Genomic DNA, 25,587 nt, shown 5'->3' on the forward strand with positions numbered 1-25,587 from the left:
CCGTCACCGGACCGGGGCGCTGACCCCCAGGTGCCTGGCGACCGTCTCGACCACCGTCGGATCCGCCAGGATCCGGCGGTGCCGCAGGCCGTTGGTGACGATCAACCGGGCGTCCGTCCACTGCCGCGCCAGCGCGATCGTCGAATCCACCGGGATCTCCCGGTCCTCGGTGTCGTGGCAGAGCAGGGTCGGCCCGTCCGGGCACGGACGCCGGTCGATGTCCAGGTCGGCGATCGGGACGCCGCTGAGCCGGTGCTGGACCCGGTCCAGGAAGTCCGCGCGCACCGGGCCCTCGAAGCCGAAGTAGCCGGCGATCTCGGCGAGGCGATCGGTGAGCGAGACCAGCGGTGAGATGAGCGCGATCCGGCCGACGGTCAGGCCGTGCCGTAGCGCGTGGAACGTGGCCGTCGAACCGAACGAGTGCGTCACGACCGCCTCGAACGGCGCGTGGCCGGGCAGCGCTTCGAGCAGTACCTCGCCGTGCCGGACCGGGCTGTACTCGGCGTCCGGCGAGCGTCCGTGGCCCGGCGCGTCCACCGCGACCGCGCGTCGTCCACTCGCGACGAGGACGCCGATCAAGCCGGCGAACTGGGTGCTCCGCCCCTCCCACCCGTGCACGAGCAGCACCGCGGGGCCCTCGTCGCCCCACGTCGACACGACGGCGCCGGACGGCAGCGTGTGCGGGACGGCCGCGGCACCGGCGGGCTCCTCCCACGGTTCGGCGGGCATCCGGCGCGGCGCGAAAATCATCTGCGCGGCTGCTTCGGCGGTCATTTCCACCACGGCAGGCTCCTGTTCGACTGGAATTCGACGGAATGCTTCGGCGGGATTCGAGACGGCTCGGGATCGAACCGTCCAGCACGCTAGTTCCGCCGCGCGCGGAGTGCTCCTATCGCCGTGAAGGTGATTGCTCATTGGCTCGGTCCGGCCCGGCGGACATGCTTGGCGCCGGAAAGCGGATCTTTCGCGGTCGCGAAGGGAAGTGCGATGAACATCGTGGGGCAGGCGCCGGAATACGAGGCGATCGTGATCGGAGGCGGACCGGCGGGATCGTCGTGCGCTCTCCGACTCGCCCGAGCCGGAAAGCGGGTGTTAGTGCTCGAACGGCGCGCTTTTCCGCGCTTTCATATCGGCGAATCCATGCTTCCGTACACCGCCGGAATTCTCGATCAGCTCGGACTGCTGGAGCTATTCCCGCCGGACGACTACCCGACGAAGTGGGGCGCCGAGTTCTGCGGGGCCGACGGCGCGTTCCGGCGGGTCGACTTCACCTCCCAGGGCGGCGGGCGCCGGGAAGCGGCGTTCCAGTGCGAACGAGCCGCGTTCGACGACGTCCTGCTGCGCGAAGCCGGCAAGGCGGGCGCCGTCATCCAGGAAGAGGCCAGGGTCACCGGCGTGCTGACCGAGGGCGACCGCATCGTCGGCGTCGAGTACGAGCGGAACGGCGTGACCCAGCAGGTGCGCGCCCGGTTCGTCGTCGACACCAGCGGGCGCGCCGGGATCATCTCCCATCAGCACTTCGGACACCGCAGGCCGAACACGCGCCTGCAACTGGTCGCGTACTACAAGCACTACACCGGGGTGGACGAGGCGACGAACCCCGGCGTCGAGGGGGACATCCAGGTCGGCAACCACGCCGACGGCTGGCTGTGGGCGATCCCGATCCGCAAGGACGTGCTGAGCGTCGGCGCGGTGACCCCGGCTGCGACGCTGCGCGGACGCACCCCCGAGGACGTCTTCACCGAGCACGTCTCCCGTGTCGACCGGATCAACGTGCGGCTGGCGGGCGCCACCGCGTCCGCACCGGTTCGCGGCGAGTCCGACTACTGCTACTACACGAACACCGTCGTCGGGAACGGCTGGTTCCTGGCCGGCGACGCCGGGTGCTTCATCGACCCGGTGTTCTCGGCCGGTGTCTACCTCGGCGTGGTCAGCGGCACCCGGGCCGGTGAGGCGGTCACCCGGATCCTGGACGGGGCCGACGAGCAGGAGACCGCGACCGCCTACGAGAACTTCTACAAGACCGGGTACGACTGCTACACCCGCCTCATCTACGCGTTCTACGAGTCGAACTTCAACTTCATCGCCTACGTCCGGAACCTCGCACAGCAGTCGGTGAACATCGAGGGACGGTGGATCGCCCGGCTGCTCAGCGGAGACTTCTGGAGCGAGCTCAACCCGGTCGGCGCCCACCTGCGGTCGGTCCGGTCCTACGACACCTTCGACGACTTCCCGGTGGCCTACGGCTGTCCCGTCTACCCCGAGCAGGACGCCCGGGAGAAGCACGAGCTGCTGGCCAATGCTTGAGACAACGGTGCCGCAGGTGTCCGAGCCGGACGTCCGAACGCGGCTGGACTACCTCGTCGCGGCGTTCACCACCCAGGTCGGCAGAGACCTCGAGCACTGGCCTGCCGAGACGCTGGCCGAGTACACGGCGGCGGCGTTGGAGCTGTCCGTCCGGCACGCGAACCGCTCGGCGTTCTACGCCGAGCGGTTGGGCGACCGGACGGTCCCCACGTCGATCGCGGAGTTCCAGCGTCTCCCGTTCACGTACCCGGCCGAGATCAAGGGCCGCTTGCGGGACCTGCTGGCCTGTTCCTGGGACGAACTGGCGCAGGTCAACCTCAGCTCCGGCACCACCGCCGGGCCGACCACGTACGTCGGCTACACCGCCGCGGACCTGCGCGGTGACGGCGCTCGATATGCGCCGGCCGGGCTGTTCGCGTTCGACCCCAGCGACCTGGTGGCGGTGGCGCTGCCCTACGACATGGCCACCGTCGGCCTGAGCATCCACCGGGACGTGCAACGCCAGGGCGCCGTGGTCCTGCCGGCTGGCAAGGGCGGCAGCTACGGCCCACCGGAGCGGCTCGTGCAGGCGATCGCGGAACTCGGCGTCACCACGCTGTTCAGCACGCCCAGCTTCGCCTGGTACCTCGCGGAGCTGTTCGAGCAGGTGTTCCCGGGCGCGGGCAAGCCGATCGCACACCTGCGCCTCGGCGGAGAGGGCGCAGCCCCGACCATGCTTACCCGGCTGGGCCTACGCTGGGGTGCGACCGTCCGCCAGTGGTACGGCAGCACGGAGATCGGCGTCATCGCCTACTCGTGCGAGCAGGGCACCTACCACGTCGCCGCCGCGAACTGCTTCCTGGAGATCGTCGACGCGGACGGCGGGCCCGTGCCGGACGGGACGATCGGCGCCGTCGTGACCACCACGCTCGGACGCGGCGGCACCCCGCTGATCCGGTACCACTCCGGTGATCGGGCCGTGCTGCTCGCCGAGCCCTGCGGCTGCGGGCGCACGCTGCCCGCGCTGCGGATGTTCGGCCGGGCGACCGACCAGCTGCCCGGCCGGGACGGCGGCGTCTCGCCGTACGTCGTCGAGGAGACGCTGCTGCGCGCGGTCGCCGACGCGGAACCGTGGTACCACGTCGAGCTGACCGACACCGGGACCACGCTGGTCGCCGAGTGGCCCGCCGCGGCGCCCGCGACCGAGCAGGCAGCGGCGACGAGCGCGATCGTCCAGCAGGTCGCCGTCGCCGGTCTGGACCTCGACGGCGTCCGGTGGGCCGAGCCGGGGACGCTCGACCGGCCGCGGACGAAGATGCGCCGGGTCCGCGACGAACGGACCGGTCCGCGATGAGCGTCCGGATCGGAGCGAAGCTGGCGAACTTCGGCCCGGACGCGACCGCGCTCGCCGAGGCCGCGGTCGGGCTGGAAGCCGCCGGGGTCGACTCGCTGTGGCTGTCCGACCGGATCGTCACCGTGGATCCGCTCGCGTCGACGTACCCGTTCACCGCCGACGGACGCGTGCCCTGGACCGACCGGACGCCGTTCGTCGACGTGCTGATCGGCATGGCCGTCGCGGCGGCACACACCCGGCGGGTGGAGATCGGGACCGGCGTGCTGGTCGCGCCGCTCCGCCACCCGGTGATCCTGGCGAAGCAACTGGCCAGCATCGACGTGCTGTCCGGCGGGCGGGTCGTGGCCGGTATCGGCTCCGGGTGGATGGCCGAGGAGTTCGACCTGCTCGGGGTCGCGTACGCGGAGCGCGCGAGCCGCACCGACGAGGCCGTCGACGTGCTGCGGGCCTGCTGGAGCGGTGACGTGCCGCCGCTCGACGGGCCGCACCATCGCCTCCCGGAGGGCGTGTCCTGCTATCCGGCGCCGGCGCGCCGGATCCCGCTGCTGGCCGGCGGGATGAGCCCGGCGGCCTTGCGCCGCGCCGGCCGGTTGGACGGCTGGTTCGGCTACGTGATCGTCGACGACCTGGACGTCTCGGTGGTCGAGGCGGCACTGCGGACGGTCCGGTCCGCGGACGGCACGGGCGGGGGCGGCGCGGACGGGGACGGCGCGGACGGGGGCGGCACGGGCGGGGGCGGCACGGGCGGGGACCGCCGCGACGTCCTCCGCGTCGTCGGCTCGCCCGCGGCGACGGCGGACGCGCTCCCGGCGCTCGTCCGGGCCGGGGTGACCGAAGTCGTCACCGACCTGGACTGGCGGCGCCCGGAGCAGGCCGCGGCCGACGTCGCGATGCTGCGCGCGGCGGCCGACGCCGCCATGGCCGGGCGCCCGACCCCAGCGCCGGCCGGGCAGCAACCGACCCCAGCGCCGGCCGGGCTACCGACCTCGGCGGTGGCTCGATGACCGACTTCAAGGGACTGACCGCCGTCGTCACCGGCGGCGGGACCGGCATCGGCCGGGCAACCGCACTGCTGCTCGCCGAGCAGGGAGCGAACGTCCTGGTCGCCGGCCGTCGCAAGGAGCCGCTGGCCGCGCTGGCCGACCTGCGCATCGGCATTCACACCGAGGTCGCCGACGTCACCGACGGCCGCGCCGCCGAGCGGGTCGTGGCGGCCGCGCTCGACCGATGGGACCGGATCGACGTGCTGGTCAACAACGCCGGCGCGTTCGTCTCGGCGCCGCTGGCGAGCGTGACCGGAGCCCAGATCGACCAGCTGTTCCGCGCGAACGTCCTCGGGCCGACGCTGATGGCACGGGCCGCGCTGCCCGCGCTGGTCGTGCGGGGAGGCGCGATCGTCAACGTCAGCAGCACGTACGCGCAGAAAGCCGCGCCGAGGGCAGGCCACTACGCGGCGGCCAAGGCTGCGCTGGAGAGCCTGACCCGCAGCTGGGCGCTGGAACTGGCCCCGCAACGGATCCGGGTGAACGCGGTGGCTCCCGGACCGACCGAAACCGGTCTGCTGGCCGCGTCCGGCGTGCCCGCCGAGATGATCGAGACGATCAAGCAGCGGGAGATCGCGTCGATCCCGCTGGGCCGCCGCGGCGAGCCGGCGGACGTCGCGCACTGGATCGCCGCGCTCTGCGCTCCGGCTGCCGGATGGATGACCGGTCAGGTCGTCGGGGTCGACGGTGGTCTGAGTGTCCGCTGAGGCCACCGGCCGGGCGTTCGGTGCCGCAACCGCCGACGGCGGTTCGCCCGCCCGGCGGCCGGGTGGTGTCGAGCGCCTGCTCGACCGTGCCGAGATCGCGGACCGGATCGCCGACCTGGCGCTCGGTCTCGACCTGCTCGACGTCGTCCGGTACCGGCGGTGCTTCGCCGACGTCGTCCGGGTGCGCAACCCGCACTTCCGCGGCGGCGCGGAGTTTCGCGACGTCGCAGGCGACGAGTGGGCGGAGTCGGTGTGCGCGACGCAGGCCCGGTTCACCACGCGCGTCCACGTGCTGACCAACCCGTCGGTGGCGTTCGTCGGGACGGAGGCCGACGTCGTCCTCACCCAGCAGGCGACGTTCGGCGTCGGCGAGGCGTTCTACCGGGTGGCGGGTCCGCTGCGCCTGGGCCTGGCGCGGTTGCCGGCCTGGCGGATCACCCGGCTGGATTTTGAGGTCCGGGTCGTGGAGGGAGACCGGGCGCTGTTCGAGCGGGCGTGGGGGGCCGACCGGTGAGGCGGGGGAGCGAGAGGCGGGGGAGCGACCTGCGCGCGTTCGACCGGTCCGGGATACACCGCGGGCCGGACGGCGTCGCCCGGTACAGCGTCTCCCGGCACGGCGAACGGCCCGAGTCGCTGATCCACGCGCTCCGGGCGACCGTCGACCGCGAGCCGGGCACCGAGGCCATCGTCGAGGTCGACGGGCCGCGGTGGACCTACCGACAGCTCTGGGACCGGGCCGCCGCCGTGGCGGCCGGCCTCCGGGACGACGGCGTCCGTGCCGGTGAGCGCGTGCTGGTCGCGCTGCCCAGCGGCGCCGACTGGTGCGCCGCCTTCTACGGCGTGCTGCTCGCCGGCGCGGTCGCCGTACCGGTCAACCCGCGGTCGACCGGCCCGGAGATCGCCCACGTGCGCGACGACGCCGGTGCCGTTCGCGTTCTGGAAGCCGGTCGCTTGCCGGCCGGCCGCAGCGGGCCGGACGAACCGGCGCCGGGCGCGAACGATGTCGCGGCGATCTTCTACACGAGCGGAACCACCGGTCGTCCGAAAGGGGCGGTCACCACGCACGCCAACTTCCTGGCCAACACCGAGACCGCCCGCCGGGTGCTCGGCATCGACCAGGCCCCGGTGTGGCGAAGCCTGGTCTCGGTGCCGCTGCACCACGTCACCGGCTGCAACAGCCAGCTTCTTCCGGCCTGCGAGGTCGGGGGGACGACGGTCGTGCTGCCCCGCTTCGACGTGGCCCGGTTCCTGCGGACGGTCGAGGACGAGCGGATCACCGCGCTGATGTCGGTGCCGTCGGTCTATCAGCTCGCGCTGGCGGCACGAGCGATCGACCGCACGGACACCTCGGCCGTGCGCTCGATCACCTACGGCGGCGCCCCGATGCCGCCGGACGTCGTCACCGGCCTGCGGACCGCGTTCCCGAAGGCCCGGCTGGGCAGCGGCTACGGTCTCACCGAGACCGCCTCGTTCACCGCGTACCTCCCGCACGAGCAGGTACTGACGGCCGCGGCGGACGTCGTCGGCTTCCCCGTTCCGGTGGTCGACCTCGCGCTCTCCGACCCGGCTCCGGACGGGGTCGGAGAGCTCCTGGTACGCGGGCCGAACGTGGTGCGTGGGTACTGGAACAACCCGGACGCGACCGCCCGGACGTTCGGCGACGGCTGGCTACGCACCGGTGACCTGGCGCGGATCGACGAGGACGGCGCCGTCCACCTCGTCGACCGGGCGAAGGACATGATCGTCCGAGGCGGGGAGAACGTGTACTCCGCCGAGGTGGAGCGGGTCTTCTCCGGCCACCCGGACGTCGTCGAGGTCGCGGTCGTGGCGGTGCCGGATCGGCTGGCCGGTGAACGGGTCGCGGCCGCCGTCGTGCTGCGCCCCGGGGACGAGGCGCCGCCGCTGCGTCCGATCTGGCGTTTCGTCCGCGAGCACCTGGCCCGGTACAAGGTGCCCGACCTGGTGGCGGTGTGGCGGGGGCCGCTGCCCCGGAACCCCGGCGGCAAGGTCGACAAGGCAGCGGTACGTGCGACCGCCGGATGGCGGGTGGCACCCCGGTGAAGCCGAGACCGGTCCGCCGGACCCTGATCCGATCGACGGGAGAGACGTCATGAGCGGGCTGCTCGACGGCAAGCGCATCCTCGTCACCGGCGTGCTGACGGACGCGTCGATCGCGTTCCACGTCGCCGCGCTGGCGCAGCGGGAGGGCGCCCAGGTGGTGCTGACCGGATACGGGCGGATGTCGCTGGTGGAACGGGTGGCCCGCCGGCTGCCGGTGACGCCGCCCGTCGTCGAGCTGGACGTCACCGACCCGGCGCAGCTCGACGGGCTGGCCGACCGGGTGCGCACGCACTGCGACGGGCTCGACGGCGTGGTGCACGCGATCGGGTTCGCGCCGCTGCCCGCGCTCGGCGGGAACTTCCTGGCCACGCCGTGGGCGGATGCCGCTACCGCGTTCCAGGTGTCCGCGTACTCGCTGCAGGCGCTCAGCGTGGCGACGTTGCCGCTGTTCGACCGGGACGGCGGCGCGATCGTCGGGCTGGACTTCGACGCACGGGTCGCCTGGCCGGGATACGACTGGATGGGCGTCGCGAAGGCCGGCCTGGAGTCCTGCGCCCGGTACCTGGCCGCCTACCTGGGTCCGCGCGGGATCCGGGTCAACCTGGTGGCGGCCGGCCCGTTGCGGACCAAGGCCGCGACCAGCCTGTCGACGTTCGCCGAGTTCTCCGACGTCTGGCCGCGGAGAGCGCCGCTCGGCTGGTCGGTGGACGACCCGAGTGCGGCGGCGCGCGCCTGCGTGTTGTTCCTCTCCGACTGGCTCCCGGCGACGACCGGCGAGATCCTGCACGTCGACGGCGGCGCGCATGCGGTCGGAAGCTTCCCGGCGGGGACCGGAGCGCCTACGGAGGCGTCGCGGCCAGCCGTTCGCTCACCAGTTCCTGGACGACGGTGAGGAGGCCGGAGTCGTCGGACGCCCGCCAGACCATCCGGAGCTCCTCGGAGACCGGCGGGTCGAGCAGCGGCAACCGGACGACGCCGGGGTCGCTGAACTCATCGGCGCGGGAACGGCTCACCAGCGCGACGCCGTGGCCCGCGGCGACCAGCACCGGGATCGCGCTGGCGTGCTCGATCTCGTACACCGGCTCGGACGGCGTCTCGTCCCGGCGGGCCAGCCGGGTGATCCGGTCGTACAGCACCGGGTTGAGGTCGCGCCGGAACAGCACCAGCGGCTCGGCGGACAGGTCGTCGAGGCGCACCCGGCCTCGAGCCGCCAGCGGGTGGGCGTCGGGGAGCAGCACGACGAACGGCTCCCGCAGCAGCACACGGGACCCGAAGGCCGGATCGGTGATGCCGCCGAGAACGAACCCGACGTGCAGCCGGTGCCGGCGGAGCGCCTCCATCTGCTCCGCCGTCCACAACTGATGCAGCACCGGCGTCACGCCGGGATACCGCTCGCGGAGCCGGCCGAGCAGCGTCGGCAGAACCCGGCGGGCTGCGGTGGCCACAAAGCCGACCGACAGCCTGCCCAACTCGCCGCGGGCGGCCCGGCGGGCGGTCTCGGCGGCCTCGTCAGCCTGCTGCAGCGTGCGGCGTGCCTCCTCGACGAACACCTCGCCGGCCGTCGTCAGCCGGATCTTGTTGCTGCTGACCTCCAGCAGCCGGACGCCCAGCTGCCGCTCCAACCGCCGGATCTGCTGGCTGAAGGCGGGCTGGGTGATGTGCATCAGCGCCGCCGCCCGGCCGAGGTGCAGCTCCTCGGCGGCGACGAGGAAGTACCTCAGCTGGCGCAGTTCCATCGTGTCCGCATTCCTCAGGCCGCATCTCGCCGGTCGGTGACCGCGTCGACCGCGTCGATCATGGTGTCGAGCAGGCCCGAACCGGCCTCGGAACGCCAGACCATCACCACGTCGACGGTCACGCCCTCGCCGGCCAGGCCGCGCGTGACGACGCCCGGGGAGGACGACCGGGCCGCGCGCGCCGCCGACGCCAGCGCGACCGCGTGACCGGCGGCGACCATCACCGGGATCGCGCTCGGGTGGGAGACCGCGTGCCGGATGTCGGGGTTCGCGCCGACGTTCCGCGCGGTCCGGTGGACCTGGTTGTGCACGGCCGGGCTCAGCTCCCGATCGAAGAACACCTGCGGCTCGCGGGCGAGCGCGGACATCGAGACCAGGCTGCCCTCGGCGAGCCGGTGCCCGGCAGGGAGCAGCGCGACCAGCGGCTCGCGCAGGACGACCCGGGTGCGCAAGCCGGTGTCGCGGACCGGCCCGAACACGAACCCGAGGTCGAGGTCGCCGGTGAGCACCGCGTCGACCTGCTGCGCGGTCCACAGGTCGTGCAGGACGACGTCCGCCTCCGGGTAGCGACGCCAGAACGCCCGGAGCGCGCGGGGGAGCAGGCGGGTGGCGGCCGGGCAGTTGAACCCGATGTGGAGCGGCCGGGCACTGCCCCGGCAGGCGTCGCGCCGGTCCGAGTGCTGGGCGGCCTGCTCCGCTTTGCGCGCCTGCCGAATCACCCGCTGCGCTTTCACCAGCAGGACCTCACCGGCTTCGGTGAGTTGTACGTGATGCGAATTGCGATCGAAGAGGCGGACGCCGAGATCGGCTTCCAGCCGCTGGATCTGCTGGGTGAGCGAGGGCTGCGTGATGTGCATCGACCGGGCGGCTCTGCCGAAGTGCAGCTCCTGCGCGGTCGTTATGAAGTACTGCAGCTGACGCAGTTCCACGGAAAGTCCTCCCAGTCGATGGAAGGGTGCGGCCGGCCCAACGCTGCGCCTGCCCCGAGGCTATCCACTCCGGTCAGCCGGAGGAACGTATGCGGAGTAGATAGAACACGTTCCGTCTGCTGAACAACAGTCGAACTCCGGAAATGACCGGCCACGGCAACCAACGCGGCATGAAATGTGGGTATCCATTGTGGTCGCCGGATTGCGGGCGGCGAATTCTGCACAGCCTATCGCCGTCCACGGAACTGAATATTGCTGCGGGCAGATTCTCTGCGTTGAGTAATTCGCAGCTAATCGCTTACCGACCCTCGCGAAGGGCTCTGCCGTGACCCTCCAGGATCCGAGACCGACGGTCGTCGTGACCGGTGCCGCCGCAGGTATCGGTCGCACCGTGGCCGAAGCGTTCGCCGGGACCGAAGCGCCCGGGGGGACCGCGGCGACCGTGTTCGCGATCGACCGGAACGCAGCGGGGCTGGACTCGCTGGCCGCCGCGTCGCCCACGGTGGTGCCGGTGTGCGCGGACCTGACCGACCCGCCGTTCCCCGCCCGGATGGCGGGGCTCGTCGCCGACGCCGGTGGGCGCGTGGACGTGCTCGCACACGTCGCGGGCCGCTACCGGGCCGGGACGCTCAGCGGCGAGGGCGAGGGCGAGGGCGAGGGCGAGGGCGAGAGCGGGGGTGCGGCCGCGCTCGCGGAGTTGTTCGCCGTGCACGTCACCGCTCCGAGCCTGCTCACTCAGGCTCTGCTCCCGGCGCTGGAGCGGGCGGCAGGCGCGGTCGTCATGGTCTCCAGCACGTTCGGTCATCGAGCATCCCGGACCGCGCACGGTTACGCGGCGACGAAGGCGGCGGTCGAGTCGCTGACCCGGTCCTGGGCGATCGAACTCGCACCCCGCGGTATCCGGGTCAACGCGGTCGCGCCCGGGCCCACCGAGACCGGGATCCTCGCCGCCTCCGGGATGGACCGGGACGCGGTCACCGCGCAGCGGGCCGCCGAGCGCGAGCGGGTCCCGCTGCGCCGGCTCGGCAGGCCGGACGAGATCGCCGGGTGGATCGTCGCGCTGGCCCGGCCGGGTTGGACGACCGGACAGGTGGTTTCCGTGGATGGAGGACTCAGCCATGCGTGAGCAAGTCGTGGTCACCGGTCTGGGTGCGGTGTCGCCCTACGGGGTCGGCGTTCCCCGGCTGATCGCCGGCCTGTACGCCGGGGAGCCGACGGCGACCAAGGTGACCCGCTTCGACGCCGACGCGCATCCGGCCCGGATCGCCTGCGAGGTGCCGAACTTCGTACCCGGTGAGTGGCTACCGCGAAAGCTGGTCAGCCAACTCGACCCGTTCGCCCAGTACGGCGTCGTCGCCGCCGAGGAAGCGCTGACCCAGGCCGGGCTGCTCGCCCCGCGCGACGCGGCCGGCCAGCCATCGGCTGCCCTGCCGTTGGCCGACGGGATCGACGCCGACCGCGTCGCGACGCTGATCACGTCGAGTGCCGGCGGCATCTCCGAGATGCTGACCCAGCACGCCCGGCTGCTCACCGGCGGGCCGCGCCGCGTCCGCCCGTTCTTCGCGATCGCGATGCCGATCAACCTGGTGTCCGGGCAGGTAGCGATCCGGCACGGGCTGCGCGGGCCGTCGTTCTCGGTGGTGTCGGCCTGCGCGAGCGCGACCGACTCGATCGGCGTCGGACTGGACCTGATCCGGGCAGGCCGGGCCGATGTCGTGGTGGCGGGCGGGGCCGAGGCGACGATCAACCCGCTCACGATGGCGGCCTTCGGCATCGTGGGCGCGCTGAGCAAGCGCAACGACGACCCGGCCGCCGCGAGCCGACCGTTCGACCGGGACCGCGACGGCTTCGTGATGGGCGAGGGCGCCGGCGTCGTGGTGTTCGAGCGGGCCGCGCACGCGGCCGCCCGGGGCGCGGTCCCGCTGGCCGAACTGGCCGGCTACGGGATCAGCAACGACGCCTACCACCCGAGCGGACCGCACCCCGACGCCGACGGAGCGATCCGCGCGCTGCGCCTGGCGCTGGCCGACGCCGACCTCGCGCCGTCCGACGTCGACCACGTCAACGCACACGGCACGTCGACGCCGGCCAACGACCGCACCGAAGCGATGGCCGTTCGCGCCGTCCTTGGTCCGCACGCCGACCGCACGTCGGTGACCAGCACCAAGTCGGCGGTCGGCCATCTGCTCGGCGCGGCCGGAGCGGTGGAGTCGATTGCCACGATCGAGGCCGTACGCCGCCAGGAGATCGCGCCCACGCTCAACCTCGACCACCAGGACCCGGACTGCCCGCTCGACGTGGTCCACGGCGGGCCGCGGGCGACCGCAGTACGGGTGGCGTGCAGCAACTCGTTCGGTTTCGGCGGCCACAACGGCGTCCTGGTCTACCGGGGGCTCTGATGGGCACCACCGATTGCATCGTGGTCGGCGCCGGTCCGACCGGGCTGATGACCGCGCTGTTGCTGGGCCGCTCCGGGCACAGCGTCCTGGTACTGGAGCGGCAGCCGACGCCGCTCCCGCCGCCCGGCGGCGTCGTGCTGCAGCCGGCGACGCTCGGCCTGTTCGACCAGTTCGGGACGTTGCCGATGCTGGAGGCGGTCGGCTCGCGGATCGCGGGTGTCGACGAGATCACCGGCGGCGGCGTCACCTACGCGCCGGACTACGCGGACCTGCCGGACGTCGCGGTGCCCTACGCGCTCACTGTCCCGCTCCGCGTGTTGCGAGACGTCCTCGGCGGGATGGTGGCGGCGCAGGACGGCGTCCGCGTGGAGTTCGGCGCGGAGGTGACCGCCATCGACCAGGACGCGGCCGGGTGCGTCGTCCACAGCGGGACGGCCCGCCGGACCCGCTACGTCATCGGGGCTGACGGCAAGTACTCCACGGTCCGGACGGTCGCCGGATTCGTGGCGGACGTCCGGCCGCTGCCCCGGCGCCAGTTGATCCTTCGCGCTCCGCGTCCGGACGGGTGGCCCGACCGGATCCGCAGCCACCGGGGCGACCGTCCGTTCGTGGTGATTCCCAGCACCCCGGAGACGATCCACGTGTTCGGCGACGTCGTGGCGGCCGAGCCGGCGGCGGCGCTCGAGGAACTGTGCCGCGCGGTCGCGCCGACCGCGCCGGAGCTGAGCCGGCTGCTCCGGTCGTCGGCCGACCCGGTCGCCCTGATCCGGCATCACCTGGTCACGGTGGAGCGCTGGGTCCGCGACCGCGTGGCGCTGCTCGGCGACTCGGCGCACAGCGTCCACCCCTACGGAGGGCAGGGCATCAACCTCGGGTTGCAGGACGCCGTCCTGCTCTGCCGCGCCCTCGACCGCTGCCTGGATCCCGAGCGCCCCGACCCGGCGGCGCCGGCCGAGTACGAGGCGCTCCGGCGCCCGTTCGTCGAGACGTTCCAGCGCTACCAAGAGACGTTGCTCAGCACCGAGCCGGGCGATTCGCCGCTGTATCGCACGGCCTTCGCCGAGCTGGCGCTCGGCCAGCCGGAACTCCGCCCGTTGCTGCGCGCAGCGACGGCACCCGGATAGTCCACAGGAGGAAGAGTGCAGCACCAGAGGAATGCCCTGGTCATCGACGGCCGGACGCTCCGGGTCGACGACGTGGTCGACGTCGCGTCCGGCGGCGCGGACGTCCGGCTCGCCGGCTCGGCCGCGGTCCGGATCGAGCAGTCGCGAGAGCTCAAGCAGACGCTGATCGACAGCGGGCAGCCGATCTACGGCGTCACCACCGGATTCGGCGACAGCGTCACCCGGCAGATCAGCTCCGCGAAGACCGCGGAGCTGCAGCGGAACCTGGTGCGGTACCACCTGAACGGGACCGGGCCGATCGCCGCGGCGGACGTGGTGCGCGCGACGATGCTCATCCGAGCGAACTGCCTGGCGCGGGGCGCGTCCGGAATCCGCGTCGCGGTGATCGACGGCCTGCTGGCGCTGGTCAACCACGACGCGTTGCCGCTGATCCCGGAACGCGGCTCGGTCGGCGCGAGCGGTGACCTCGTTCCGCTCTGTTACGTCGCCTCGGCCGTGTTCGGGGAAGGGCGGGTGACGTACCGGAATGAGACACGTCCGGCGACCGACGTGTGGACCGAGATCGGCCTGCCGCCCGTCGTCCCCGAGGCGAAGGACGGGTTGGCGCTGATCAACGGGACGTCGTTCTCCGCCGCGTTCGCGGTGCTGGCGCTGGCCGAGGCGGAGCGGCTGGTCCGTCTCGCCGAGTTGTGCACGGCGATGGCGTCGGAGGCGTTGCTCGGCAACAGCGGGCACTTCGCGCCGTTCATCCACGCGCAGAAGCCGCACCCGGGCCAGCAGGCGAGCGCGGCGGCCGTGCGCGAGCTGCTCGCCGACTCCGGGCTCGCGCTCGACCACGGCCGGGTCGTCGGCCTCACCGACCGGATCGGCGAGCGCGGCTACCTGAAGCAGGAGCGGTCGATTCAGGACCGGTACTCGGTGCGGTGTGCGCCGCACGTGATCGGCATGGTCCGCGACACCGCGGCCTGGGTGCGGCAGTGGGTCGAGATCGAGATCAACTCCACCAACGACAACCCGCTGTTCGACGCCGGCGACGGCATCGTGCACAGCGGCGGCAACTTTTACGGCGGCCATCTCGTCCAGGCGATGGACGCGCTGAAAGTCGGCGTCGCGAACCTCGCTGACCTGCTCGACCGCCAGCTCGAGCTGGTCGTCGACGAGAAGTTCAACAACGGGCTGACGCCGAACCTGGTGCCCCGGTTCGCCGCGGGTGACTGGCGCGCGGGCCTGCACCACGGTTTCAAGGGTATGCAGATCGCCTGCTCCGCGATCGCCGCCGAGGCGCTCAAGGGCACGATGCCCGCCAGCGTGTTCTCCCGGTCCACCGAGGCGCACAACCAGGACAAGGTCAGCATGGCGCCGATCGCCGGACGTGATGCCCGCGCTGTCGCCGCGCTGGTCGAGGAGGTCGTCGCGATCCACCTGCTCGCGATGTGCCAGGCGCTGGACCTGCGGGGTGTCGAGAACGCGGCGCCGCTCACCCGGGGCATCCACGCGCTGATCCGCTCTCGGGTGCCGGAGCTCACCGACGACCGCGCGATGGACGGCGACATCGCGGTCGTGCTCCACCTCGTGCGCAGCGGAGCGCTCGTCGCCGAACTCGACCGGCTGCGAGGCCGGGGCCAGGCGATTCCGGTCGGCTGAAGGAGGACACATGGAGACGCAGAGCACATTCGACGCGTTCGTTGCGATTCTCGACGATGTGGCCGGCCTCGATCCGGCCTCGGTGCGGGCCGACGACGCCTTCGGTGACGACCTCGACGTCGACTCGCTCACGATGGTGGAGGTGCTGATGTCGGTCGAGGACCGGTTCGGAGTGACGGTTTCGGAGGACACCGTCCGGAGCCTTCACACGGTGGGGGACATGGTGGCGCACCTCGAGAAAGCGGTGCTTCCGTCGTGAGCAGTCGGCCGCCGGGCGCCGCGATCGTCGCGGAGCCGCCGGCGGGGCCGGTACGCGGCCGGGTGCGGTCCGGTGTCGCGGTGTTCCGGGCCATCCCGTACGCCGCGCCGCCGACCGGGAACCTGCGGTTCCGCGCTCCGCAGCCGCCGAGCGTCTGGACGGACGTGCGCGACGCGACGCACCCCGGCCCGGCGGCGCCGCAGGGCGAGTCGATGCTCGTCGGGCTGCTCGGACCAGATCCCGCCCCGCAGAGCGAGGCCGGCTGCCTGACGCTGAACGTGTACCGCCCCGAGGGCGCGGCGAGCCTGCCGGTGCTGGTGTGGTTGCACGGCGGTGGCTTCCGCACCGGGCGCGCCGGTGGTCCGCGGCAGGACGCCCACGCGCTGGCCCGGCGCGGCCCGATGGTGGTCGTGACGCTGAACTACCGGCTGGGTCCGCTCGGGAGCCTCTACACCCCCGGCCTGGCCGGGGACGGCTCGGCCGAGGACCGGGGCGAGGCGAACGTCGCGCTGCTCGACCAGGCCGCGGCGTTGCGCTGGGTCGCGGCGAACATCGCGGCGTTCGGGGGCGACCCGGATCGGCTCACGGTGGGCGGCCACTCCGCCGGTGCGCTGTCGGCGGTGGCGCTCGCCTGTGCCCCGCCGAGCGGCGTCCGCATTCGTCGTTTGATCCTGCAGAGCGCCCCGCTGGAGGACCTGGCTACGCCGGCCGAAGCGACGACGTACGCGAAAGCGTTCGTCGCCAGGCTCGGGATCGACGGCGACGAGCTGGGCCGGCTCCGCGCGCTGCCGGCCGAGGCGCTGGTCGACGCGGCCGCGGCGCTGCCGGAGCGGTTCCGGACCGCGTCGCTGGTGGTGGCCGGCGCCGCCGGACTGCCGCATCCGCCGCACGACCCGGCCGCGCGGCTGCCGACCGGCCTGGAACTACTGGCCGGGACCGTCCGCGACGAAGCCGCCGCGTTCCTGCCGCCGGGAGCCCCGGCCGAACACCGTGCGGCGGTGACCGAGGGCCTGTTCACCGCGCCGCTGGACCAGCTGTGCGAGCGGATCGGCGCCGAGGGAGGGACGTCCTACCGGTACCGGTTCGACTGGTGCCCGCCGACCGTCCCCGGTGGATACCCCGCCGGTCATGGCGTGGACACGCCGTTCCTCCTCGGGGACGCGGCGGCCTGGTCGGCGGCGCCGATGCTCGCCGGTGTGCCGGCGGCGGACGTGGAGGCGCTCCGAGCGGCGATCGGCGACGCGGTAGCGCGGTTCGTCTGCGTCGGCCACCCGGGCGGCGGCTGGTGTCCGTGGACTCCCGGGGACGCAGCCGTCCACCGCGTCGACCTGACCGCCAGCCCGGTGGTGTGAGCGGCGTGCATCCCCCGGACACCAAGGTCCAGATCCTCCTGGCGGTCGGCGTCATCCTGGTCGTGGCCTGGCTGGTCGGCCGACTCGTCCGGACCGTCGGTCAGCCGCGTGTCCTCGGCGAGATCATCGCCGGTGTGGTGCTGGGCCCCAGCGTGCTGGGGCTGATGCTGCCCTCGGTCGCCGACTACCTGTTTCCCGCCCCGGTCGTCGCCGCCCTCGGCATCCTCGCCCAGGTCGGGCTCGTTCTGTTCATGTTCCTCGTCGGGCTGGAACTGGATCTCGCGCCGCTGCGCGGGCAAGGCTCCCGGCTCGCGGCGGTGAGCGGGGCGTCGATCGTGGTGCCGCTCGTGCTGGCGCTGGTGCTCGCCGTCGCGCTGTATCCGCACTACGGTGCCGACGCCGACCGGCTCGCGTTCTGCCTGTTCTTCGGTGCGGCGATGGCGATCACCGCGTTCCCGGTGCTGGCCCGGCTCCTCCGTGAGTCCGGGCTCGCCGGCACTCGGGTGGGTGCGCTCAGCCTGATGTCGGCCGCGGTGAACGACGTCGCGGCCTGGTGCCTGGTGGCCGTCGTCATCGCGCTCGGGCGCAGCGACGGCCCGGCCGAGGTGCTCCGGAGCTTCGGGCTGGCCGCGGTCTATCTGGCCGTGATGCTCGCGGTGGTGCGTCCGCTGCTGGCCAGGCTGCCGAGCGTGCCGATCTGGCTCGTGCTGGTGGTTGCCGTGTTCAGCGCCTGGTTCGCCGATCAGGCGGGTGTCCACGTGATCTTCGGTGGGTTCCTGGCCGGCGTCGTGATGCCGCGACGACCGGAATGGCGGCAAACCGTCCACGAACGGCTGGACGTCGTCGTCTCGCACCTGCTGCTGCCGGTGTTCTTCGTCGTCGTGGGCCTGTCCACCCACGTCGACCAGCTCCGGACCGCCGCCGACTGGGCGGTCGTCGTGCTGGTCATCGCGGTCGCCACCGTGGGCAAGCTGGGCGGTTCGCTGGTCGCGGCACGGCTGGTCGGGGAGCGGTGGCCGGACGCCGCGCGGCTGGGCGTGCTGATGAACACCCGCGGGCTGACCGAGATCGTGGTGCTCGCGGTCGGCCTGCAACTCGGGCTGATCACCAACACCGTCTTCACGATCATGGTGCTGATGGCACTGTGTACGACGCTGATGGCCGCGCCGCTGCTGCGGGCGATCGACCGGGCCTCCCCCCGTGAGCGGTCCGATCCGGCGGAGCCCCGCCCGCTCGATCCGGTGCACGCGAGCTGACCGGAAACCGGGCCGTAAGCCGCGCTTACCGCCCGGTTTCCCGTCACTCGGCGGGCGGCATCGCCTCGATCGCACGCACCACCGCCTCGCGGGTGAGCGGAAGATCGCGGACACGGACGCCGACCGCGGCGGCGACCGCGTTCGCGATCGCCGCCGCCGTCGGGCCCTGGGCCGCCTCGCCCGCACCGACCGACGGTTCGTCGGGGCTCCCGACCAGCGTCACGTCCACCCTGGGCGTTTCGGAGAACCGCAGGATCGGATAGTCGTCCCAGGTCACGCTCGTGATCCGGCGCCGGTCGAAGCGGACGCGTTCGGAGAGCGTCCAGCTGGTGGCCTGGGTCGCGCCACCCTCGATCTGGTTCCGGACGCCGTCGGGGTTCACGACCCGGCCGACGTCGACCGCGATCCGCAGCGACCGCACCCGGACGTCGTCCACGGCCTCGACCTCGGCGAGCACGGCGCAGTACGCGCCACGGCCCTTGTACCGGGCGTATCCGAGGCCGCGGCCGACGCCCTCGGGCAGCGGGGCGCCCCAGCCCTCGGCGGCCGCCGCGAGCACCCGGCGGCCGCGGGGGTCGCTCAGGTGGTCCAACCGGAACGCCAGCGGGTCGGCGCCCGCCAGTGCGGCGGCCTCGTCCAGGAACGACTCGATCGCGTAGACGTTGAGGAACGCGCCCAGCGATCGCAGTGCCGAGCTCCGGATCGGCGTCCGCAGCAGGCGGTGCCCGACGATCCGGCGGAGCCCGACGTCGTAGCCGGGCACCGCGTTGCGCAGCGACCCGTGACCGGCACGCGCAGGCGGGTCGACCGCCGCCGCCAGCGGCCCGGTGGTCGCCCCCGGCCCTGCGGTGGTGCCCGGCCCTGCGGTGGAGACGTGTTCGGTGGCGAGGAAGCCGGGGATGCCGGCGTAGCCGGGCCGGGCGGTGTGGCCCTGGCTGTAGACGTCGTACGACCAGGACGTGAGTCGCCCGCTGGTGTTCAGCGTGGCAGCGACGTCCGCGGTCATCGCCGAACCGAACGGTGCCCAGGCCAGCTCGTCCGCCCGGCTCCACTGCACCGACACCGGCCGGCCGGGCACCGACCGCGCGAGCAGCACCGCGTCGAACGCGACGTCGTCGGCGCCGTTGTGGCCGTAACAACCGGCCCCCTCGACGTGCTCGACCGTCACCCGGGCGGGGTCGAGGCCCAGCGCGGCCGCGATCGCGTTCCGCAGTGGATGGACGCCCTGGGTGTGACTCCAGACGTGCAGCGTGCCGGACGTCCCCCACCGCGCCACCGCACAACTCGGGGCGATCGACGCGTGCGCGAGAAACGGACGGCTGTAGGTCGCCCGCAGCGACAGCGCGCCCCCCGGCCCCGGACGGCCCGCCCGCCGCGGTCCGGCGCCCGCCGACACGGTGCCCGCCGACACGGTGCCCGCCGACACGGTGCCCGCCGCCGCGGCGTCCAGCGGCTCGGCGTCCGACGGCTCGTCGTACAGGACTGTGACGTCGTGCGGGCCCGCGCGCAGGTATGCGTCCAGATCGTTCTCGTCGGGAAGCGTGTCGTGCTCGCGCCAGCGAGCCGACGCGCGGAGCCGTTCCGCGGCCCGCGCCACCGCGGCTTCGTCCGGCCCGACCACGCCGAGGAACGAGCCGTCCCGCACGACACCCGGCCCGGCCTCGGCCGACCGCAACTCCGCACCCGGCGACGGCGGCCGCACGACCCGGCCGAACAGTTGTCCCGGCAGCCGCAGGTCGTGCACGAAGCGAGAGCGACCCGCGACCTTGTCCGGTAGGTCGAGCCGGGGGACGTTCGTGCCGGTCAACGGCCCCGGCACCATCAGCGGCGCCGAGCGGTCGACCGGCACCCGCAGATCGACCAGCGAAGCGAGCGCGGCGTAGGTCGTGTCGACACCCGGCCCGGTGATCCGTCCCTTCTCGACGTGCGTGCCACCGGCCGCGCGCAGGAACAGTTCCCGGGCGTTGGCCGCGGCCAGCCGCACCGCCGCTCCGGAGTCGGCGACCGACATGCTGCCCGCGGTGAACCCCTCGTCGGGGCCGTCGGTGGACGCCGGCCGCATCCGGACCTGCGCGAGGTCGACGCCCAGTTCGTCGGCGGCGAGCTGGGCCAGCGCGGTGACGATGCCCTGCCCGAGCTCGACCTTGCCGACCCGGACGTCGATCGCGCCGTCATCGTGCACGGTGATCCACTGCGCGACCTCACTCATCGGCCGCCGCCACGATCGCCGCGACGATCCGGCGGTGGGCGCCGCAGCGGCAGAGGTTCCGGTCGAGCGCGTCGGCCACCGTCACCTCGTCGGGCGCCGGATCCCGGTCCAGCAGCGCAGCGGCGCTGACCAGGATGCCGGAGAGGCAGTAGCCGCACTGACCGGCCTGGGTGCGGAGGACGGCCCGTTGCACGGCGTGCAGCGAGGAGCCGTCGGCGAGCCCCTCGACGGTGGTGACTCGACGGGCGGCGGCCGACGAGATCGGGGTGTCGCACGACGGCACGACCGCGTCGTCGATCCGCACGAAACACGCCCCGCACAGGCCGACGCCGCAGCCGAACCGGGTGCCCACCAGGCCCAGCGAGTTCCGCAGGACGTACAGCAGCGGCGTGTCCGGCTCAGTGGTGACCTGCCGCTCGACCCCGTTCACCGTCAGCGCGAACACCTCAGCCATCGAACACCTCGGGATGTTTCCCGAGCTCGACGCGCGTCCGGCGGATGTGCCCGCTCAGGTACCGCTCGGCGTCCACGGTGTCGCGGCGGTCGATCGCGTCGAGCAACAGCCGGTGCTCGGCGTTGATCACCCACCGGCGGCTCGGCCCGGACAGCCGCACGAACGCGCGCCGGTAGTGCTGGGTGGAGTTCCACAGCCGCGTCACCATGCCGGTGAGCTGGTCGAACGGGCAGCCCTGGTAGGTCAGCAGGTGGAACTCCCGGTCCAGCTCGATGAACCGGGAGACGTCGGGGTCCGCCTCGATCGCGGTCTGGATCCCGTCCAGCCGGGCGAGGTCGTCGGACGAGAGGTGCGGGATGCTCTCCGCGATCGCCAGCGGCTCGAGGCGCTCCCGCATCCGGTAGAGGACGTCGACCTCGTGGGCATCGCGGCGCGGCACCCGGGCGCCCTTGTTGGTCTCGTGGTCGAGCAGTCCCTCGGCGGCCAGCATGCGCAGCGCCTCCCGGACCGGCAGGCGGCTCGCTCCCAGCCGCCGGGCGACGTCCTCCTGGCGGATGCGTTCACCGGGACCGATGTCGCCGCCGAGGATCGCGGCACGCAGATGGTCGGCAACGCGGTGACTAGTGGGTTCCACGAGCGTCATGATCGGTCGAACGCCTTGCCGTGCGGGTACGAGACCAGCTCGAACTGCATGCCCCAGGGCGCGAGGAAGTAGACCCACCGCTGGCCCTCGTGCGGACCGCGGCTCGCGGTCGGCTCGCCGAGCACCCGGACCCGGCGCTCGCGGAGGTACGCGACCGCCGCGTCCAGATCGTCGACGTACAGCGCCACGTGGTGCCCGCCGACGTCGCTGTTTCTCGGCGGCTCCCGACGCTGATCGGGCGCGGTGTACGCGAACACCTCGAAGATCGCCTGCCCACCGCAGCGGAAGAACCGGTTCTCCGGGATCGTCGCGCGCGGATCCACGTTCAGGTGCTCGGCCATCCAGCCGTCGTCGGCGGCGAACGGACCGAGCGAGTACAGGTACTCGCAGCCGAGGACGTCGACCAGGAACGTCGTTGCCTCGTCCAGGTCGGGCACCGTGAATCCGATGTGGTCCAGTCGCTGCAGTCCCGGCAACATGGATCCAGGTTAGGCGCCTTTCGGCGCCTGCGACCGGTGATCGCCCGATGATGGATCCATTCTTGTGGGACGCTGAGAGCCTCGCCACCGCCGGGGAGGACGCTATGCCAACGCACCGGCCGCTCGAACCGGCCCCGCCGTGGGTCGAGCTGACCACCACCGACGACGACTGGGACCGCGCCGATCCGCACCTGCTCACGACGATGCTCAACCAGCTGGTGCTGATCCGGACGTTCGAGGAGTACGTGCTCGAACTGGCCGCCGACGGCCTGGTGCACGGCCCGGCGCACTCCAGCATCGGCCAGGAGGGCGGCGCGGTCGGCTCGGTGCTCGCGCTGTCCGACGGGGACACCGTGAACGGCTCGCACCGTGGCCACCATCAGTTCCTCGCGAAGGCGCTGCATCACGTCGTCCCCAAGGGCTTGGATCTTGTGGAGGCGGTCACCGACGACGTACGCACGCTGGTCTTACGGACCCTCGCCGAGATCTGCGGTCTGGACCGTGGCTTCGGCCACGGCCGGGGCGGATCCATGCACCTGCAGTGGAAGCAGGCCGGTGCGATGGGGACCAACGCGATCGTCGGCGGCGGGGTCCCGCTGGCCGCCGGCTACGCGTGGGCGCACCGGCAGGCCGGTACCGACGCGGTGTCGGTGACGTACTTCGGCGACGGGGCGGCCAACATCGGTTCGACGCTGGAGACGCTCAACCTGGCCGCGGCCTGGCGGCTGCCGCTCTGCTTCTTCGTGGAGAACAACCAGTACGCGGTATCGACGTCGGTGCGCGAGGCCACCGGCGAACCGCGGCTGTCCGCGCGCGGCCCCGGGTTCGGCATCGCGGCCTGGCGGGTCGACGGAATGGATCCGCTCGCGGTGCACCTGGCGATGACCGAGGCGGTCGCACGGATGCGCGCCGGAGACGGGCCGACGCTCGTCGAAGCGGACACCTACCGCTTCTTCCATCAGAACGGGCCGTTCCCGGGCAGCGCGTTCCGCTACCGGACGAAGGAGGAAGAGGCCGCGTGGCGGGCCCGCGATCCGGTCGACCGGGTGACCGGCCACGTTCTGCGGCGCGGGTTGCTGACCGCCGACCAGGTCGCGGCGGTGCGGGACGCGGCGGCCGAGTTGCTGGCGTCGGCCGGGGAGGTACTGCTGGAGCCCACGGCCGACGGACGCCGGATCCGTCCCGCGGAGTGGCCCGATCCAGCGTTCGTCGACGTCGGGATCCGTGGTGACCTGCGGGAGCTCAACGACGCGCCGGAGTTCGCCGGGGAACTGACCGAGATGACGTTCATCGACGCGGTGTCCGGCGTGCTGGGCCGCCGGATGGCCATCGATCCGCGGGTGGTCGTGCTGGGGGAGGACGTCCACCGGCTGAACGGCGGGACGAACGGCGCCACCCGCGGGCTCGCCGACGCGTTTCCCGGGCGAGTGCTCGGGACGCCGATCAGCGAGAACGCGTTCACCGGGCTGGGCGGTGGTATCGCGCTGGACGGTCGGTTCCTGCCGGTCGTCGAGTTCATGTACGCGGACTTCATGTGGGTCGCGGCCGACCAGCTGTTCAACCAGATCGGGAAGGCACGGCACATGTTCGGCGGCGACGGCTCGGTGCCGTTTGTGCTGCGCAGCAAGGTCGCGATGGGGACGGGATACGGGTCGCAGCATTCGATGGACCCGGCCGGGATCTTCGCGACCGCGCCCGGCTGGCGGATCGTCGCCCCGTCCACGCCGTTCGACTACGTCGGGCTGATGAACACCGCGCTGCGCTGCGAGGATCCGGTGCTGGTGCTGGAGCACGTCGACCTGTACCCGTCGACCGGGCCGGGGCCGGTGACGGACTTCGACTACTGCTTACCGGTGGGGCGGGCGGCCGTGCGGCGGGCGGGATCCGCGGTGACCGTGCTCACGTACCTGGGGATGGTGGGCGTCGTCCTGAGTGGCGTCGGCGCGGTCGACGCGGAAGTGATCGACCTGCGGTGGCTCGATCGGGCGTCGCTGGACTGGGACACGATCGGGGCGAGCGTCCGGAAGACGAACCGGGTGGTGATCGCCGAGCAGGGGCCGCCGGGGACGTCGTACGGCGGGTGGCTGGCCGACGAGATCCAGCGACGGTACTTCGATTGGCTGGACGCTCCGGTCGAGCGGATCACCGGCCGGGAGGCGTCGCCGAGCATCAGTGCGGTGCTGGAGCGGGCCGCGTTGCCGTCGCCGTCGGACGTCGCCGCCGTGCTGGCCGCTCTGGTGGACGGCTGAGATGGCCCGACTGCTGCGGATGCCGGAGGTGGCGGCGAACGTCACCGAGGCGGTGCTGGCCGAGTGGGCCCTGGGGGTCGGGTCGTCGTTCGCGGCCGCGGAGATGCTCGCGACGGTGGAGACCGACAAGGCGGTCGTGGATGTGCCGGCCGACGCGGGCGGCGTCCTGCTGAAGACGCTGGTCGCCGCGGGGGAGACGGTGCCGGTCGGGTCGCCGATCGCGGTGCTGGGCGACCCGGGCGAGGCGCCGGCGGACCTCGACGCGGTGCTGGCCGCGCTCGGGGTCGGGGGGCGGCGGGTGTTCGCGAGTCCGCTGGTGCGGCGGCTCGCCGCGGAGGCGGGGATGGCGGTGGAGGACCTGGTGGGGACCGGGCCGGGCGGGCGGGTGGTGAAGCGCGACTTCGAGCGAGCCCTGCAGGCCCGCCAGCCCGCCGCAGGCCCGGCGCCCCCCGCACCCGCGCCGGTCCCGCCGCCCGGACCGGCTCCAGGGCCGCGGCCGGGGCCGCATCCGCCGCCCGCGCCAGTCCAGCTGCCCCGGCCGGCTCCTGCGTCGGCCCTACCGCCCGGACCGGCTCGGGCGTCTACACCCGAGCCGGACGTCGAGCGGGAGGTGGACGTGGAGGCCGCGTTCGCGGCGGGCTCGCTGCCCGGCTCGGACGCTGAGCGGGGCGCGGGCTCCGCGCGGCACGCCGCCGCCGGCTATCGGGAGATACCGCACACGCGGATGCGGCGGGCGATCGCGGCGCGCCTCACCGCGAGCGCCACCGAGGCGCCGCACTTCACCGTGCGCGGCACCGCCCGCGTCGATGATCTTCTCGAGCTCCGTGCCCGGCTGAACGCCGTGTCCCCGGCGAAGATCTCGATCACCGACCTCGTCGTGGCCGCAGCCGCCCGCGCCCACGTCGACGTGCCGGAACTCAACGTCGTCTGGACGCCGGACGCGGTCCGCGCGTACGACACCGTCGACGTCGCGATCGCGGTCGCGACCGACGACGGCCTGGTCACGCCGGTGCTCCGCGGCGTCGATCGCGCCCCGATCTCCGCGATCGCGACCGCGTCGGCGGACCTCGTCGCCCGCGCCAGAGCCGGCCGGATCCGCCCCGATGAACTCGTCGGCGGCACGCTCACCGTGACCAGCCTCGGCGGCTACGACGTCGAGGAGTTCGCCGCGGTCCTCAACCCGCCGCACGCGGCGATCCTCGCGGTCGGCGCCGCCCGCGAGGAACCCGTGGCCCGCGACGGCGCGCTCACCGTCGCCACCGTGCTGCGCGTGACGCTCACCGTCGACCACCGGCCCGTCGACGGCGTCGTCGCCGCCCGCTGGATGGCAGCGTTCCTCGACATCGTCCACGACCCGCTGCGCATCCTCCTCTGATCCGCCGGACTGAGCGAGGCGCGCCGCG

General features: G+C 73.1%; 22 protein-coding genes and 1 pseudogene. 16 read left to right on the top strand and 7 right to left on the bottom strand.

All coding sequences use genetic code 11. The features are described 5' to 3' along the window. Nucleotides 1-3: 3 nt before the first annotated feature. A complete protein-coding gene (locus BUB75_RS39220) occupies nucleotides 4-774 on the bottom strand; it encodes an alpha/beta fold hydrolase (RefSeq protein ID WP_073265023.1) in 771 nt (256 codons plus the stop codon). A gap of 213 nt (nucleotides 775-987) precedes the next feature. Here BUB75_RS39220 and BUB75_RS39225 point away from each other — a divergent pair, with 213 nt between their 5' ends. From BUB75_RS39225 to fabI, 7 genes and pseudogenes are all read left to right on the top strand, one after another. Next, nucleotides 988-2,307, top strand: coding sequence for an NAD(P)/FAD-dependent oxidoreductase (locus BUB75_RS39225; protein ID WP_073265025.1), 1,320 nt, complete (start codon nucleotides 988-990; stop codon nucleotides 2,305-2,307). Then, entirely contained in the window at nucleotides 2,300-3,640 is a 1,341-nt protein-coding gene (locus tag BUB75_RS39230; RefSeq protein WP_084742264.1) for a phenylacetate--CoA ligase family protein, read from the top strand. The genes BUB75_RS39225 and BUB75_RS39230 overlap by 8 nt, the downstream gene beginning before the upstream one ends. Continuing rightward, on the top strand, nucleotides 3,637-4,644 hold the full coding sequence (locus tag BUB75_RS39235; RefSeq protein ID WP_073265029.1) for a TIGR03619 family F420-dependent LLM class oxidoreductase: 1,008 nt from the start codon (nucleotides 3,637-3,639) through the stop codon (nucleotides 4,642-4,644). The genes BUB75_RS39230 and BUB75_RS39235 overlap by 4 nt, the downstream gene beginning before the upstream one ends. Beyond that, entirely contained in the window at nucleotides 4,641-5,390 is a 750-nt protein-coding gene (locus tag BUB75_RS39240) for an SDR family NAD(P)-dependent oxidoreductase (RefSeq protein ID WP_073265031.1), read from the top strand. The genes BUB75_RS39235 and BUB75_RS39240 overlap by 4 nt, the downstream gene beginning before the upstream one ends. After that, nucleotides 5,380-5,904 (top strand): nuclear transport factor 2 family protein, encoded by a 525-nt coding sequence (locus BUB75_RS39245; protein ID WP_073265033.1) that lies wholly within the window; start codon nucleotides 5,380-5,382, stop codon nucleotides 5,902-5,904. The genes BUB75_RS39240 and BUB75_RS39245 overlap by 11 nt, the downstream gene beginning before the upstream one ends. Further along, nucleotides 5,901-7,451 carry a class I adenylate-forming enzyme family protein gene (locus BUB75_RS39250; protein WP_218618048.1) on the top strand — a complete coding sequence of 517 codons (1,551 nt, stop codon included), beginning with the start codon at nucleotides 5,901-5,903 and terminating at the stop codon, nucleotides 7,449-7,451. The genes BUB75_RS39245 and BUB75_RS39250 overlap by 4 nt, the downstream gene beginning before the upstream one ends. A 49-nt stretch (nucleotides 7,452-7,500) precedes the next feature. Continuing rightward, nucleotides 7,501-8,268, top strand: a pseudogene (gene fabI, locus BUB75_RS39255) (enoyl-ACP reductase FabI); the annotation flags it as partial. A 22-nt stretch (nucleotides 8,269-8,290) separates the two neighbouring features. Here the strand turns inward: fabI and BUB75_RS39260 are convergent. After that, nucleotides 8,291-9,187: a LysR family transcriptional regulator gene (locus BUB75_RS39260; protein ID WP_073265035.1), complete on the bottom strand. Its 897-nt coding sequence runs from the start codon at nucleotides 9,185-9,187 to the stop codon at nucleotides 8,291-8,293. A 14-nt stretch (nucleotides 9,188-9,201) separates the two neighbouring features. After that, the gene (locus BUB75_RS39265) at nucleotides 9,202-10,116 is read right to left on the bottom strand and encodes a LysR substrate-binding domain-containing protein (protein ID WP_073265037.1); all 915 of its coding nucleotides are present in this window, start codon (nucleotides 10,114-10,116) and stop codon (nucleotides 9,202-9,204) included. A gap of 325 nt (nucleotides 10,117-10,441) precedes the next feature. Here BUB75_RS39265 and BUB75_RS39270 point away from each other — a divergent pair, with 325 nt between their 5' ends. The 7 genes from BUB75_RS39270 to BUB75_RS39300 are packed head-to-tail and all read left to right on the top strand — an operon-like array spanning nucleotide 10,442 to nucleotide 18,150. Then, nucleotides 10,442-11,242: an SDR family NAD(P)-dependent oxidoreductase gene (locus BUB75_RS39270; RefSeq protein WP_073265039.1), complete on the top strand. Its 801-nt coding sequence runs from the start codon at nucleotides 10,442-10,444 to the stop codon at nucleotides 11,240-11,242. Then, entirely contained in the window at nucleotides 11,235-12,515 is a 1,281-nt protein-coding gene (gene fabF, locus BUB75_RS39275; protein ID WP_073265041.1) for a beta-ketoacyl-ACP synthase II, read from the top strand. Before BUB75_RS39270 ends, fabF begins: the two co-directional genes overlap by 8 nt. Continuing rightward, nucleotides 12,515-13,639 carry an FAD-dependent oxidoreductase gene (locus tag BUB75_RS39280; RefSeq protein ID WP_073265043.1) on the top strand — a complete coding sequence of 375 codons (1,125 nt, stop codon included), beginning with the start codon at nucleotides 12,515-12,517 and terminating at the stop codon, nucleotides 13,637-13,639. The genes fabF and BUB75_RS39280 overlap by 1 nt, the downstream gene beginning before the upstream one ends. A gap of 15 nt (nucleotides 13,640-13,654) precedes the next feature. Continuing rightward, nucleotides 13,655-15,283 carry an HAL/PAL/TAL family ammonia-lyase gene (locus tag BUB75_RS39285; RefSeq protein WP_073265045.1) on the top strand — a complete coding sequence of 543 codons (1,629 nt, stop codon included), beginning with the start codon at nucleotides 13,655-13,657 and terminating at the stop codon, nucleotides 15,281-15,283. A gap of 10 nt (nucleotides 15,284-15,293) precedes the next feature. Then, nucleotides 15,294-15,542, top strand: coding sequence for an acyl carrier protein (locus tag BUB75_RS39290; RefSeq protein ID WP_073265047.1), 249 nt, complete (start codon nucleotides 15,294-15,296; stop codon nucleotides 15,540-15,542). Beyond that, the gene (locus BUB75_RS39295) at nucleotides 15,539-16,894 is read left to right on the top strand and encodes a carboxylesterase family protein (RefSeq protein ID WP_084742269.1); all 1,356 of its coding nucleotides are present in this window, start codon (nucleotides 15,539-15,541) and stop codon (nucleotides 16,892-16,894) included. Before BUB75_RS39290 ends, BUB75_RS39295 begins: the two co-directional genes overlap by 4 nt. A 5-nt stretch (nucleotides 16,895-16,899) precedes the next feature. Then, on the top strand, nucleotides 16,900-18,150 hold the full coding sequence (locus tag BUB75_RS39300) for a cation:proton antiporter (protein ID WP_178380093.1): 1,251 nt from the start codon (nucleotides 16,900-16,902) through the stop codon (nucleotides 18,148-18,150). A gap of 43 nt (nucleotides 18,151-18,193) precedes the next feature. Here BUB75_RS39300 and BUB75_RS39305 read toward each other — a convergent pair whose 3' ends face one another. From BUB75_RS39305 to BUB75_RS39320, 4 genes are read right to left on the bottom strand one after another with little or no spacing between them, the layout of a single operon-like run. After that, the gene (locus tag BUB75_RS39305; RefSeq protein ID WP_073265051.1) at nucleotides 18,194-20,359 is read right to left on the bottom strand and encodes a molybdopterin cofactor-binding domain-containing protein; all 2,166 of its coding nucleotides are present in this window, start codon (nucleotides 20,357-20,359) and stop codon (nucleotides 18,194-18,196) included. Next, a complete protein-coding gene (locus BUB75_RS39310) occupies nucleotides 20,352-20,813 on the bottom strand; it encodes a (2Fe-2S)-binding protein (protein ID WP_073265053.1) in 462 nt (153 codons plus the stop codon). The genes BUB75_RS39305 and BUB75_RS39310 overlap by 8 nt, the downstream gene beginning before the upstream one ends. Then, on the bottom strand, nucleotides 20,806-21,456 hold the full coding sequence (locus BUB75_RS39315) for a GntR family transcriptional regulator (RefSeq protein ID WP_073265055.1): 651 nt from the start codon (nucleotides 21,454-21,456) through the stop codon (nucleotides 20,806-20,808). The genes BUB75_RS39310 and BUB75_RS39315 overlap by 8 nt, the downstream gene beginning before the upstream one ends. Next, nucleotides 21,453-21,935: a VOC family protein gene (locus tag BUB75_RS39320; RefSeq protein ID WP_073265056.1), complete on the bottom strand. Its 483-nt coding sequence runs from the start codon at nucleotides 21,933-21,935 to the stop codon at nucleotides 21,453-21,455. The genes BUB75_RS39315 and BUB75_RS39320 overlap by 4 nt, the downstream gene beginning before the upstream one ends. Before the next feature lie 104 nt (nucleotides 21,936-22,039). Between BUB75_RS39320 and BUB75_RS39325 the strand changes: the two genes are divergently transcribed. Further along, nucleotides 22,040-24,184: an alpha-ketoacid dehydrogenase subunit alpha/beta gene (locus BUB75_RS39325; RefSeq protein WP_073265058.1), complete on the top strand. Its 2,145-nt coding sequence runs from the start codon at nucleotides 22,040-22,042 to the stop codon at nucleotides 24,182-24,184. A gap of 1 nt (nucleotide 24,185) precedes the next feature. Beyond that, on the top strand, nucleotides 24,186-25,559 hold the full coding sequence (locus tag BUB75_RS39330; RefSeq protein WP_073265060.1) for a dihydrolipoamide acetyltransferase family protein: 1,374 nt from the start codon (nucleotides 24,186-24,188) through the stop codon (nucleotides 25,557-25,559). Nucleotides 25,560-25,587 lie beyond the last annotated feature (28 nt).

This window comes from Cryptosporangium aurantiacum (genome assembly GCF_900143005.1).
In the GTDB taxonomy this organism is placed as follows: Bacteria; Actinomycetota; Actinomycetes; order Mycobacteriales; family Cryptosporangiaceae; genus Cryptosporangium; species Cryptosporangium aurantiacum.